Raw genomic sequence first — 12,830 nt, 5'->3', positions numbered from 1 at the left:
ACGTAGGGTTTGACGAACTGCGGCGGGATCAGCTTGACCGTGTGTCCCAACTGGCTCAGTTCGCGCGCCCAGTAATGGGCGCTGGCGCACGCTTCCATGCCAATCAGGCAGGGCGCTTGCCCGGCAAAATAGCTGCGCACTTGCCGGCGCGAGAGCGTTCGCTTGACCTGCACCGCTTCGTGCCGATCCACGCCATGCACCTGAAATACTTGCTTTGCCAAATCCACTCCAACGCGCGTAAGGTTCATCTTGGACTCCTTCCTTCGTTTGACTGGTTGGTGACAACTCCAGTCTGGCACATCGATGCCGGTGGAAGGGAGGAGTCCATCCCATTGGCCTTCGCCGGGATGACGGGGTTATCCGTAGGTTTTGGCGTAACCAGCGACCCCGACATTCTGAAACGCGATCCCCGGCTCGGCAACCGGGGCAATCCATTCAGCAACGTTTCACGCTACAGTCGACGGCCTCCAACCTGATGATTCCGAGGACAAACCAAATGAAAATTGCCGTCATGGGCGCGGGCGCCGTCGGCTGCTATTACGGCGGCCTGCTCGCCACGGCCGGTCAGGAAGTCACGTTGATCGGCCGCCCCCGCCATGTCGAGGCGATCCGGCGCGAGGGGCTGCGCCTGCAGACTGGCGAAGCCGACCTCCATGTCCCGCTCGCCGCCAGCACCGAGCCTGCCGCGGTGCGCGGCGCCGACATCGTGCTCTGCTGCGTCAAGACCTCCGATACCGCCACGGCCGCTTCGGCGATGGCGCCCTTCCTTCGTGCCGACGCCGTGATCGTCAGTCTGCAGAACGGTGTCGAGAACCCCGACCTGCTGCGTGCCACGCTGCCACACGAGATCGTTCCTGCCGCGGTATACGTCGCCACGGCAATGGCCGGCGACGGCCACGTACGTCACCACGGCGGGGGCCCAGTGGTCATCGGCAGATCGCCGAGCAGTGAGACTCTCGCGGCGATCTTCTCCGCGGCGGGCATCCCGGTCGACATCTCGGACAACATCGTGGGAGTACAGTGGACCAAGCTCATCATCAACTGCGCCTACAACGCCTTGTCGGCGATCAGCGGTCTGCCGTACGGAAAACTGGTGCAACAGCCGGGCATCGGGCAGGTGTTGCGCGAAGCGGTCGATGAATGTCTCGCTGTCGCCGCCAGGGCCGGCGTCGTTCCGGTGGGCGACGTCCGGGAAGGCGTCGAGCGCATCCCCAGAATAATGGCCGAACAAACCTCATCGACGGCCCAGGACATAAAACGCGGCCGGCCCACCGAAATCGACTGGCTGAACGGCTATATCGTGCGCAAGGGCCTGGAACTCGGCGTGCCAACGCCCGTCAACCACACCCTGCACACCCTGGTAAAAACACTGGAATCACGATGAGCCTGCTGGCGCGCTGGAAAAACCGCCTTACCCGACTGTTCAAGGACAAGCACCCGCCGTCGCTGACGGCGCTCGACCTGTTTCGCTACATCGGCCCCGGCCTGCTGGTCACCGTCGGCTTCATCGATCCGGGCAACTGGGCGGCCAACGTTTCCGGCGGCGCTCAGTTCGGCAGCCAGCTGCTCTGGGTCATCACGCTATCCACGATCATGCTGATCGTGCTGCAGCACAATGCCGCCCACCTAGGCATCGTCTCGGGGTTGTGCCTTTCCGAAGCGGCGACGCGCTACCTGCCGCGCCGCAGCGGGCGCCTGCTCATCGGCTCGGCGGTGCTTGCAGCCATCTCGACGGAGATCGCCGAGATTCTCGGCGCGGCCATCGCCCTCAACATGCTGTTCAACGTCCCGATCAAGATCGCTGCCGTCGGCGTCACGCTGTTCATCGGATTCTTTCTCTACAGCAACAGCTACAAACGGATAGAGGCGATCATCATCGGTTTCGTTTCGATCATCGGCATTTCGTTCATCTACGAGCTGACGCTGATCCCGGTGGACTGGAACGCGACGGTTCACCACTGGCTCACGCCGGCGTTCCCCGACGGGTCCATCCTCCTGATCATGAGCCTGCTGGGGGCCGTGGTCATGCCGCACAACCTGTTCCTGCACTCCGAAATCATCCAGAGCCGGCAGTGGAACCTCGAAGACGAGAAGGTCATCAAGCGGCAACTCAAGTACGAATTCCTCGACACGCTGTTCTCGATGGGTATCGGCTGGGCGATCAACAGCGCCATGATCATCGTTGCCGCCTACACGTTCTTCACCGCCAGCGTCGAAGTCGCGGAACTCTCGCAGGCCTCCGCGCTGCTGCAACCGATTCTCGGCAAGGGCGCCGCGCTGGTGTTCGCCTTCGCCCTGCTCTGCGCCGGCATCGCCTCGTCGATCACCGGCGGCATCGCCGGCGGCAGCATCTTCGCCGGCCTGTTCGGCGAACCCTACGACATCAAGGACAGGCACTCGCAACTGGGCGTCGGCATCATCCTGATCGCCTCGCTGGCCGTCATCCTGCTGATCGAGGACACCCTGCAGGGACTGGTGCTGTCCCAGGTTGTGCTGTCGATGCAACTGCCGTTCACCATCTACCTTCTGGTTCGCCTGACCTCGTCCCGCGAAGTCATGGGCAGACACGCCAACCCGCCCGGAACGCGCTGGCTGTTGATCGGCTTCGGCGTGATCATTACACTGCTGAACTTTTACTTGCTGTTCGACCTCGCCCGTTGAACGCCCCTGCTGTCCTCCCACCGGAATCCTGACCAATAACCCTGGACGTCAGCGATACCCTTTCAGCCGACAGCGACCGTTTGCCCAAGCGTTGTTATGTCCACCATCATTGACGTCGTCCTGCCGATTTTCGGACTCATCCTGGTCGGTTACATCTGTCGCCGCACCAATCGCCTGGGGGCGACCGCCTCATCCGAAATCAGCCGTTTCGTCGTGTGGCTGGCCCTGCCGGCGCTGCTGTTCAAGGTAACTGCCACGGCAACCTGGGATCAAATCTGGCAGCCCGGATTCGTCGCCTCGCTGACCCTGGCCTGGACCCTGTTGTTCGCGGCGACCGTCGCCTGGCGGGTCAGGCAGCAACGCGCCATCGTGGATGCGTGCATCGACGGACTGGGTACCACGTACGCCAACACCGGATTCATGGGCATACCACTCTGTGTGCTGGTATTCGGCGAAAAAGGGCTGGTGCCGGCTGTCGTGGGCACCCTGATCGTTGCCTGCGTCCTGTTCGGCATCGGGATCATCCTGGTGGAGATCAGCCGTCAGGAAGAAAAACATCCACTGCGGGCCGCCGCCAAGGTAGGCAAGGCGCTGGCTGTCAATCCTCTGATCATTTCACCTGTATTGGGCGGCTGCTGGGCACTTGGCGGCATTCCGCTACCGGCGGCGATGAACCAGTTCCTGTCATTGCTCGGCATGGCCGCCAGCCCTTGCGCGCTCGTTTCACTGGGATTGCTTCTCGCCCAACGGCAGCCAGGTCGATGCGAAGGCACGGCAAAGCTGGTATTTGCCAAGCTGCTGCTCCAACCGCTGATCACCGGCTTTTTTGCCTTTTACGTATTCGACCTGCCGGAATTCTGGGCGAATTCGGCCTTGCTGCTCAGCGTGCTGCCTACCGGAACCGGCCCGTTCATGCTGGCCAGTTTCTATGAGCGCGACGCCGCGCCGGCCTCCCGTGTCATCTTGTTCACGACGCTCGGGTCTATCGTCACTATCTCGGCGTGCCTCTATCTGCTGGCCATGTAGAACTGGCTGGCGGTCCGGTTACTCAGAAGAAGAACCTCGCATACACCTCCAGCCGCCGGCTCGCCGCCTTCTCCCCGAACTCGGTGTGCGAGGCACCATGCAGGAAGAACGCCCGAGCACGGATCTCGACATTGTTGAAGCCGGTATAGCTGATCTCCGGGGTCAGCTGCCAGCTGCGGTCCTTGAGATTGGTCATGGCGGTCAGCGACGCGGCGCCATAGACCCAGCCGAACGGTTCGCTGACGCTGGCCTTGGCGTACAGGTAATCCTTGCCGGGATTCGGTCGCCCGTAGCCGGATTGTGCGACCCGCCGCGCCTTTTCTTCCAGCATCGGCGCGGCTCCGTCGGCCAGCGCGGTATCGAGGAAGGCGTAGTAGTCGTCCAGTTCGCCGGCGTCGTAGCCCAGGCCGTTGCGGTAATACTCGACGATCCAGGTGACCTCGCTCTGCGTCAGGTAGCGCAGGCCGACGAGCCATGACGTCGCGTCGGACTCGGTCTGTTGCGTGACGCCGGTCGCCGAAGCGGTGTTGCGCGGCGCATCCCGGAAGCGCGCCCACTCGCCATGCACTTCCAGCGCGGAAGTCACGTTGCGCGAAAAATCGATGCCGAAGCTCTCCGGCCGCGCACCCTTGCCGCGCCAGAGAAAATCGATGTCGGTGTCCCACGCCAGCAGGTACAGCTTGGCCGCCGGGTTGAGATCGCGTTCGGCGCCGAAATCCTGGTTCAGCCGGCTCCCGTCGGTCGGCACGACGAAGCCGCTGAGGCCGACGGCACTGACCGGCCCGGCGAGGCTCTTCGTCCATTCGGCGCTGGCCATCACGAAGCCTTCGCGCGACGACTGCGGATCGGATGCATCCTTCGGCCGCTCGATGAAGCCGACCGGGCTCCAGGCGTAGCCCTTGCCCCAGCGTTGCACGCGCTTGCCGACGTCGACCGTCAGGCCGGGTCCGGCGCTCCAGCGCACGCCGCCTTCCATCACCGTGCCGCGATCGGAATTGCTGACGAGCTGGTCGTCGGCATGGAACGCCTGCGCGCGCACATCGACGACGACCGGGTCGAAGTTGAGTTTGCCGGCCATTTCCAGCGTCGTCGTGCTGCGCAACAGATGGTTCTGTGACGATTTTCCCGGATAGGCCAGCGAATATGCCGGGCTTGAACTGCGTAGTTTCAGCCCCTCTTCTTTCTGTTCAAGGTAGCCGGAGAATTCGAAGGGCTTCTTCTCGAATTCGCTGGCGTCGAAGGAGAACTCCTCGGCGGTGGCCGGGACGGCCAAGGCAAAAACCACGGCGGGAAATATGAGTGTCGATTTCATGACGATGCCTCTCAGCCCGCCCCCGTCATTCCGGCGCAGGCCGGAATCCAGAATTTCGGAGCCCCTGCTGGATCCCGGCCTGCGCCCGGATGACGGAGAAAATACGCATCTTTACTTGCGCAACTCTTCCATGCGCGCCATGAACCCCTGCGTGAACACCTCGTCCGGGAAGTCCTTCTTCTTCAGCCCCGAATAGAGCATCACCGACTTGTAACCCTTGTACAACGGACTGTCGGTCTCGACCGTCGCCGGGCGCTTGATGCCGCCGCCGAAATCCTTGATGTCCTTGAAATACAAGGTCTTCATCAGCATGCCGCTGGAGGCGTAGGCCTCGATCTGCGTCGGCAGGACGAGCTTCTTGTCGACCGTCATTTTCAGCCGGTCGTAGGCCACTTCGCCAGTCTTGGCCTTGAGGTCGAGCTGGTAGGTATCGCCCGTCTCCTCGACGGCCTTGACGTCATACTCCACCGCGTAGTCGAGGCGCATGATGTCGGCGTTGTTGAAGACGCCGCCGGTCACCGATTGCAGGCTGGTGATGCGCATCGGCTTGCCGACGCTGGGGATGTACAGCCACATGTTGTCGCCCTGGCGCAGCGTGGTGCGCCCCTTGTCGCTGGTCGGCGAGAGGAACAGTGTTGCCACCTGATCCTTGCCCTTCTTCACCGAGTAGATGACGAACTCCTTCTTCGTCCCGTCCGGCTCGACGTTGATCAGCTTGCGGTACGACTCGTAGGACTCGGGTTCCAGGTTGCGGTCGACCTTCTTCAGCAATTCGACACCGTCGACCGCCGCCGCGACGAGGGGGAAACACAAGGCGGCAAAGGCCAGCAGTTTGTTGGTTTTCATGTTCGTTCCTCGATCAAACGTGACGCAAGGCCTGGATCGGATCCATGCGCGCGGCGCGCCAGGCGGGTTGCAGGCTGGCCAGCGCCGAAACGACGACCGCCAGGATCAGTACCCCGCCGACCTCGACGAGTTCGAGCACCGGCCGCAGCGTGATCTGCTCGCGGCCGAAGGCGAAGACGACCGGGTTGAGGTTGAGATAGCCGACCAGCGCATAACTCAGCGCGATGCCCGCCGCGGCTCCGACGACACCGAGCAGCAGCCCCTCGCTGAGGAAAATCGCCATCAGCTTGCCCGGCTGCGTGCCGATCGCCGCCAGCGTGCCGATTTCGCGGATACGCTCGTAGACCGCCATCAGCATCACGTTCATCACGCTGACCAGCACGATGGCAATCAACATGACGCGGATGAACAAGGTCATCAGGTCGATCATCTTCACGATGTTGGCGAACGGCGACAGGTCGGACCAGAGGTGCAGTTCCGTCGCCGGCTTGCCTTCCTTGTTCTTGATCTCACCCAGCGCGGCATCCAGCCGCTTCTGCACGGCGGAAAGCGACTTCAGCGACTTGAGGCGCACGGCGACTTCCATTACCTCGGGCTTGTCCATGCGCAACAGTTCGCGCGCATCGTTGATGTGGATATAGCCGTCGCGGCCGCCGGGGCCGGTCACGCCGTCGAGAATGCCGCCGACGACGAAGTTCTTGCCGTTGACCGAGCCGGACGCATTGGTCACCACCAGTACCACGTTGTCGCCGACATTCACCTTCATCCCGCGCGCGATCAGCGTCGGAATCAGCACCTTGCCGGGCGCCACCAGCGGCCCCGTCTTGTCACCATCGTTGATCCGCTGACGCAGGGCCGGCACGGCGGCGTCCTCGGCGGCGGGGTCGACACCGTTCAGGCGGATGCTGGTGTTCTCGGTGAAGTTGCTGAACATCGCCCCGAGCTTCACGCGCAGCGAATAGGCCGCGACGTCCGGATCGGCTTTCAGGGCGAGTTCGATCTTGCCGACCGCGTTGGGTTGCAGGTTCAGGTTGAGCGGCAGGTTGTCGATCGACTGCGTGTAGCCCTTGCGGTGGACCTGCAGGTGGCCGAGCATGCTGTCGGTGATCGAGCCGACCATCGTCTGCTTGAACGAGCCGGCGGCGGCGACGAAAAGCAGCAGCGCCAGCACCCCGAGCATGATCAGCAGTGCGGTGAGCAGCGTGCGGCGGCGGTAGCGCAGCAGGTTGCGCGCAGCGAGTTTGAGCGTGGAGGTCATGCGGCACCGCCTTCCTGCACCAGACGGCCGTCTTCGAGGGTGAAGGTCAGTTCGGCCTCACCCATTATTTTCGGGTCGTGCGTCGAAAAGATGAACGAGGTTCCGAAGTTATCGCGCATCGTCTTCATCAGCCCGAGAATCCGGTACGCCGTGTCGTGGTCGAGGTTGGCCGTCGGTTCGTCGGCCAGCACCAGTTTCGGTTCGCCGACCAGTGCCCGGGCCACCGCGACGCGCTGCTTCTGCCCGCCGGAGATCTGGTCCGGCCGCTTGTGCGCCTGTTCGCTCATGCCGACCGCGTCGATGACCTTGAGCACCCGCTCACGCCGCTTTTCCGGCGACCAGCCACGCACCATCAGCAGCGGATACTCGATGTTTTCGTACACGCTCAGCACCGGCACCAAATTGAAGTCCTGGAAAATGAACCCCAGATGCTCGCCCCGGAAACTCGCCGCCGCACTGCGCGACAGCGTGGCGATGTCGGTTCCGTTGACCGTCAGCGTGCCGCTGGTCGGATGGTCGAGACAGCCGAGCAGGTTGAGCAGCGTCGACTTGCCGCTGCCCGACGGGCCGACGAAGGCGGCAAAAGCCCCCTCGCCGATCTCGAAACTGACGCCCTTGAGCGCCGGCACCTCCATGTCGCCGACGCGGTAGTTCTTGGTGATGTTTTCTGCCCGGATCAACGGCATTGTTTTTCTCCTGTTTTTTCTGCGCCCTCGGGGCCGCCATCATGCCCCCCGCTCCGTCATCCCGGCACAGGCCGGGTTCCAGTTCGTGCTCCGAAATTCTGGATTCCGGCCTGCGCCGGAATGACGAGATGCTTTTTCTCAGCCAAATTTGATGAACATTTTTGAATACGGCTGCTTGAGCTTGCCGATCGCCTCCTTCACCTTAGCCGAGTCCTGCACGAAAAGCGCGGCCTTCAAATCGGCCACCGACTTCTCCAACACCTTGTGCATGGCGACGAATTCGTCGTTCTTCAGCAGACTCGCAGGCGCCTCGCTTTTCACTCGTCCCGCCAGGTACTCCAGCGTACCGACCTTCGCCGCCAGTTCGAGCATGCCGTTCGGCCCAGCCAGAGCCTTCTCGCCCTCGTTCAGGACGTGCTCCATTTCCGCGTGATAGGCGTTCATGTGGTCGCTGAAGACGATCACCTGGTTGCGCCGGCGCAGGTCGGCCATGACGTCGCGCACCTCCTCCAGCGTTTCGTGCGCTTCACCCAGTTGGTTGGCCTCGATCTCCCCGAGGGCCTTGCCATAGACCTTCCCGACTGTAGCCAGAGAAGCGGCCAGTTCGCCGTCTCCCGCGTAGGGCGGCGGCGGGTTGGCGCCAAACTGCTCCGTGAGGCGCGCCCACCCCTGCTGCGCCTGGATTACCGCCTTGCGGGCATCCTCCTGCGCGTTGGCGTTGGTCTTTAACAGCGCCACGCGATAGGGTGCGTAGGTTTCCTGCATCGCCTTGGTCAGGGGATCGGCGGCCAGCGCATGACCGGCCGCCGAGAGCAGTGAAACAGAGAGGAGAAGATGGCGAAACATGAATGGACTCCGTCGAAAAGAGAAAGCCCGGATTATTTGATGAAACCGCGAGCCTTCAGATTGTCACAGGGATTGAAAGGCGGCTCGATCAGCGTCAGCCCCTTTTCCTTGGCACGGACCTCGAGTTTGCCGCGATGTTCCGTTTGAATCGCCGTGCACTCTTCATAGGTCTTTGCCGCGTGCATCTCCTGCATCTGCTCGGAGCGTTCCACCGGTGACATCAGTTCCCAACCGCGGACGGCGTTCTGACCGGCCGGCGCCCCTTGATTGGCATAGGCGCCAGGCCCCATGCCATAGCCGTTGCCATATCCCATGCCGCGTCCATAGCCCATGCCACGACCGCCTCCGGGGCCCATACCCCAGCCGCCGCCGGGGCCCATTCCGCCTTGCATGTACGGGCCGCCGCACCAGCCACCTCCCCAGCCTGCACCCGGACCGGGTTGCGCAATCGCCACGGCGGAGGCAACCGCCGTACCGACCAAAACGACTTGAACAAGACGCTTCAACACCAATGTAGCTTTCATGACGATCTCCTTTTCGTGGTTACCGGGCCAGGGCCTCGGGAATTCCCGTTCCCCATGTGGTCATTAAAGTCCAACGATGTAAGCGACGTGTTGCGCCTCGCTATTGTTTTGCATCGCAGCGTTGCGCAGCCCTCTGCCGTTACAGTGCGTTACAAAGCACTTTGATTACCTTATATATCAGATAATGTTAATATACTTATCTATATATCGTTTTCGGCTTTCCTTATCAAGGAAACGGTGAGTTCAACCCTAACTGGAGCAAAAATGATGGAGCAGCGTCAGAACATTCTCGTCATCGGCGGCGTCGCCGCGGGCGCATCTTTCGCGGCACGGGCCCGGCGGCTCAATGAATCGGCACACATTACCGTTCTCGAACGCGGCCCCGACGTTTCATTCGCCAACTGCGGCTTGCCCTACCACATCGGCGGCGAGATTCCGACACGTGATGTTCTGGCCGTGCAAACCCCGGAATCGTTGAAGGTTCTCCTCGATCTCGACGTGCGCACACTGAGCGAAGCCGTCGCCATCGATCGCGTTGCCAAACGCGTCCAGGTGCGCAATCTGAAAACCGGAGAGACCGATTGGCTTTCCTACGACAAGCTGATGCTCGCCCCCGGCGCGTCGCCCTTGCGGCCGAACCTTCCGGGCATCGACGACCCACGCATTTTCACCCTGCGCAACTTGCAGGACATGGACCGTATCGTCGCGGCGACCGAAGGCAGCATGCGCGCAGTGGTCATCGGCGCGGGCTTCATCGGACTGGAAATGACCGAACAACTCCAGCACAAGGGCCTGTCGGTGCAACTCGTCGAGCTGCAGTCCCAGGTCATCCCGCCGCTGGACGCCCCCATGGCCGCGCTGCTGGAAGCCGAACTTCGTCACAACGACATTGCACTGCATCTGGGCGACGGCATCGCCCGCTTCGAGAGCGAAGAGACCCATGTGCGCTGCCATCTGAACTCCGGCAAGACGCTCGATGCCGACCTGGTGATCCTCTCGATCGGCGTCAAGCCGGACAGCGAACTGGCACGCGACGCCGGCCTGCAACTCGGCCCGCGCGGGCACATTGTGGTGGATGAGTTCCAGCGCACCTCCGACCCCGACATCTACGCCGCCGGCGACGCCGTGGAAACCGCCGACCGCGTGTTCGACAGGAAAACCGCCGTGCCGATGGGCGGCCCGGCGAACCGGCAGGGGCGTGTCGCCGCGGATCACATCTTCCTTGGCGAAAAGGCCCGCCCGTACCCCGGCTCGGTAGGCACCGGCATCGTGCGCGTGTTCGAGACCGTGGCGGGCATCACCGGCTGGAGCGAAAAGCGCCTGCAGGCCGCCGGCATCGCCTACGAAACCGTCAGCGTCAACGACAGCCACCACGCCTCGTATTACCCCGGCGCCAAGCAGATGACCCTGAAGATCATCTGGGAACCGGATACCGGCAGACTGCTCGGCGCCCAGGCCAACGGGTCGGAGGGGATCGACAAGCGACTGGACGTCCTCTCGACGGCCATCGTCGCCGGCATGACGGTCGAAGACCTCTGCCATCTCGAACTGGCGTACGCGCCGCCCTTCGGGTCGGCCAAGGACCCGATCAACCTGGCCGGGTTCGCGGCCTGCAACCGGCGCGACGGGCTGGTCACGCACACGACCGAACTGCCGGACGACCCGGCCGTGCAGGTGGTCGATGTCCGCGGCAAGCCGTTGGCCGAAGCCTTCCCGCCGCCCGGCGCATCGATCAACATCCCGTTCCCCACGCTGCGTGCCAATCTCGACAAGCTGGACCGCAGCCGTCCGGTCGTCACCCTCTGCGCCTTCGGGAAAATGAGTTACTTCGCCGCGCGCGTTCTGGCGCAAAATGGCTTCAAGGTCAGCAGTTTCAGTGGCGGCATGAAAGCCAACATCGATCCGCGTTCGCCGGCCAAGCTGCCGAATTCCTGAGCAGGAACAGGTTCCTCTCCATGGAGGGATCTCCCCCAAGGAACTGCCGAGATATCCGTCACCCCGGTGCAGGCCGGGGTCCAGTTCGTTGAATTTTCTGGATTCCGGCCTGCGCCGGAATGACGAATCTCCAATACATCTGCACTTCACCAACCCGCCGACAAATTTTCTTTCAGCGACGGAACCAATCTTTTATATTAGTTACTAATAATATAATTATTCATATATCGACACGTTTTTTCCTTCATGCAGACACCACCCGATGACGACAGCACCGAAACTTGATATCGACGCGATGCGCCAGGCCGCAGGTGACGCCACGAGCCTGCTGCGCACGCTGGCCAACGTCGATCGCCTGCTCCTGCTCTGCCAACTCAGCCAGGGCGAAAAATCGGTCGGCGAACTGGAAGAGGCGCTGGGCATTCTGCAGCCGACCCTTTCCCAGCAACTCGGCGTTCTGCGCCATGAGGACGTCGTCAGCACCCGGCGCTGCGGCAAGCGAATCCATTATTCGGTCAAGGACCCCAGGGTCCTGCCACTTCTCGACCAACTTTACACTCTCTACTGTGGGGATCGACATGATCATTGACTGGGCACATTTCACGCCGTATTCCGCCTTGGCAGGCGGCATCCTGATCGGTCTGGCCGCCGCCATTTTCGTGCTGCTGAACGGACGCATCGCCGGGATCAGCGGCATCATCGGCGGCCTGCTCCGCCCGAAATCCGGCGACACGGCATGGCGCAGCGCGTTTCTCATCGGGATACTGGCCGCGCCCTGGATCTACCAACTCGGATTACCTTTGCCGGCCGCCCAGATCGACGCCGGCAGTGGAACACTGATCGTCGCCGGACTGCTGGTCGGCATCGGCACCCGCTACGGATCGGGCTGTACCAGCGGCCACGGCGTCTGCGGCATTTCCCGCCTTTCGCCCCGCTCCCTGGCGGCGACTGCCGGCTTCATGCTGGCCGGGTTCGTCACGGTTTTCGTCGTTCGCCATCTTTTTGCCTGAGGTAGCTCCATGACCAGTCTATTTTCATTGCTCGCCGGCCTGATCTTCGGACTCGGCCTGATCGTTTCCGGCATGACCAACCCGGGCAAGGTCCTGGGCTTTCTGGATCTGGCCGGGAACTGGGACCCGTCGCTGGCCTTCGTCATGGGCGGCGCGATCGCGGTCGGACTCGTCGCCTTCGCCTTCGCCAGGAAGCGCACCCTGTCGCTGCTTGGCCTCCCGATGCAACTGCCGACCGCCCGGCAACTTGACCGTCGATTGATCCTCGGCAGCCTGGCCTTCGGTATCGGCTGGGGACTCGCCGGCATCTGCCCGGGACCCGGCATCGTCCTGCTCGGACAAGGCACCCAACAAGGCGTGCTGTTCATCATCGCCATGCTGGCCGGCATGGGGATTTTCGAGTTGTTATTAACCCGGCCCTTAAATAGCTTTGCTAAGCCGCGTATGCGGCATGAGGATGCTGGAAATAGGAACGGATGCGTTCGGGCCATTGTGCGATGCGATTCATGATGCGCATGGCTTTTTGCAGAAGATCCTTTTCAGAGCGGGTGGCCGGTTCGAGACGCAGGGACGTTTTGAAATCGTGATTCAGATATTCGTCGGGATTGGATTCCGGGGCGTAGGGCGGCAAGTAGAAGAGTTCGATCTTGTCCCGGCGAGGCTCGATCCATTGCTGGACGAGCTTGGCATGATGCACACGCAGGTTATCGACGATCAGGAAGATCT

14 protein-coding genes and 1 pseudogene are annotated in these 12,830 nt (G+C 62.3%); 7 read left to right on the top strand and 8 right to left on the bottom strand.

The window, feature by feature from the left end; all coding sequences use genetic code 11:
• A pseudogene (locus BO74_RS19570) lies at positions 1–248 on the bottom strand (IS110 family transposase); the annotation flags it as partial.
• Positions 249–496: 248 nt separating this feature from the next.
• Here BO74_RS19570 and BO74_RS19565 point away from each other — a divergent pair.
• The 3 genes from BO74_RS19565 to BO74_RS19555 all read left to right on the top strand — a co-directional run bounded on the left by BO74_RS19565 (position 497) and on the right by BO74_RS19555 (position 3,687).
• A complete protein-coding gene (locus tag BO74_RS19565; protein WP_496444841.1) occupies positions 497–1,384 on the top strand; it encodes a ketopantoate reductase family protein in 888 nt (295 codons plus the stop codon).
• Positions 1,381–2,661: an Nramp family divalent metal transporter gene (locus BO74_RS19560; RefSeq protein WP_496444839.1), complete on the top strand. Its 1,281-nt coding sequence runs from the start codon at positions 1,381–1,383 to the stop codon at positions 2,659–2,661. The genes BO74_RS19565 and BO74_RS19560 overlap by 4 nt, the downstream gene beginning before the upstream one ends.
• 96 nt (positions 2,662–2,757) lie before the next feature.
• Positions 2,758–3,687, top strand: coding sequence for an AEC family transporter (locus tag BO74_RS19555; protein WP_496444837.1), 930 nt, complete (start codon positions 2,758–2,760; stop codon positions 3,685–3,687).
• 22 nt (positions 3,688–3,709) lie between these two features.
• Here the strand turns inward: BO74_RS19555 and BO74_RS19550 are convergent, their stop codons facing one another.
• The 6 genes from BO74_RS19550 to BO74_RS19525 all read right to left on the bottom strand — a co-directional run bounded on the left by BO74_RS19550 (position 3,710) and on the right by BO74_RS19525 (position 9,159).
• Positions 3,710–4,999 (bottom strand): hypothetical protein, encoded by a 1,290-nt coding sequence (locus tag BO74_RS19550; RefSeq protein WP_496444835.1) that lies wholly within the window; start codon positions 4,997–4,999, stop codon positions 3,710–3,712.
• 111 nt (positions 5,000–5,110) lie between these two features.
• The gene (locus BO74_RS19545) at positions 5,111–5,845 is read right to left on the bottom strand and encodes an outer membrane lipoprotein-sorting protein (RefSeq protein WP_496444834.1); all 735 of its coding nucleotides are present in this window, start codon (positions 5,843–5,845) and stop codon (positions 5,111–5,113) included.
• A gap of 13 nt (positions 5,846–5,858) precedes the next feature.
• Positions 5,859–7,103, bottom strand: a complete 1,245-nt coding sequence (locus tag BO74_RS19540; RefSeq protein WP_496444832.1) for an ABC transporter permease — start codon at positions 7,101–7,103, stop codon at positions 5,859–5,861.
• A complete protein-coding gene (locus BO74_RS19535; RefSeq protein ID WP_496444830.1) occupies positions 7,100–7,789 on the bottom strand; it encodes an ABC transporter ATP-binding protein in 690 nt (229 codons plus the stop codon). The genes BO74_RS19540 and BO74_RS19535 overlap by 4 nt, the downstream gene beginning before the upstream one ends.
• A 138-nt stretch (positions 7,790–7,927) precedes the next feature.
• Positions 7,928–8,635: a hypothetical protein gene (locus BO74_RS19530; protein ID WP_496444828.1), complete on the bottom strand. Its 708-nt coding sequence runs from the start codon at positions 8,633–8,635 to the stop codon at positions 7,928–7,930.
• 32 nt (positions 8,636–8,667) lie between these two features.
• On the bottom strand, positions 8,668–9,159 hold the full coding sequence (locus BO74_RS19525) for a hypothetical protein (protein ID WP_496444826.1): 492 nt from the start codon (positions 9,157–9,159) through the stop codon (positions 8,668–8,670).
• Between the two features lie 264 nt (positions 9,160–9,423).
• Between BO74_RS19525 and BO74_RS19520 the strand changes: the two genes are divergently transcribed.
• The 4 genes from BO74_RS19520 to BO74_RS19505 all read left to right on the top strand — a co-directional run bounded on the left by BO74_RS19520 (position 9,424) and on the right by BO74_RS19505 (position 12,614).
• On the top strand, positions 9,424–11,094 hold the full coding sequence (locus BO74_RS19520; RefSeq protein WP_496444824.1) for an FAD-dependent oxidoreductase: 1,671 nt from the start codon (positions 9,424–9,426) through the stop codon (positions 11,092–11,094).
• 262 nt (positions 11,095–11,356) lie between these two features.
• A complete protein-coding gene (locus tag BO74_RS19515; RefSeq protein ID WP_496444823.1) occupies positions 11,357–11,683 on the top strand; it encodes an ArsR/SmtB family transcription factor in 327 nt (108 codons plus the stop codon).
• Positions 11,673–12,104 carry a YeeE/YedE family protein gene (locus BO74_RS19510; protein WP_496444822.1) on the top strand — a complete coding sequence of 144 codons (432 nt, stop codon included), beginning with the start codon at positions 11,673–11,675 and terminating at the stop codon, positions 12,102–12,104. The genes BO74_RS19515 and BO74_RS19510 overlap by 11 nt, the downstream gene beginning before the upstream one ends.
• A gap of 9 nt (positions 12,105–12,113) precedes the next feature.
• A complete protein-coding gene (locus BO74_RS19505; RefSeq protein ID WP_496444820.1) occupies positions 12,114–12,614 on the top strand; it encodes a DUF6691 family protein in 501 nt (166 codons plus the stop codon).
• Here BO74_RS19505 and BO74_RS19500 read toward each other — a convergent pair.
• A partial coding sequence (locus BO74_RS19500) for a transposase (RefSeq protein ID WP_496441822.1) occupies positions 12,538–12,830 on the bottom strand: 293 nt, incomplete at its 5' end. The genes BO74_RS19505 and BO74_RS19500 overlap by 77 nt on opposite strands.

Source organism: Propionivibrio pelophilus DSM 12018 (assembly GCF_059569095.1).
The sequence above is the reverse complement of the archived record's forward strand: the minus strand, read 5'-3'. Positions and strand labels throughout refer to the sequence as shown.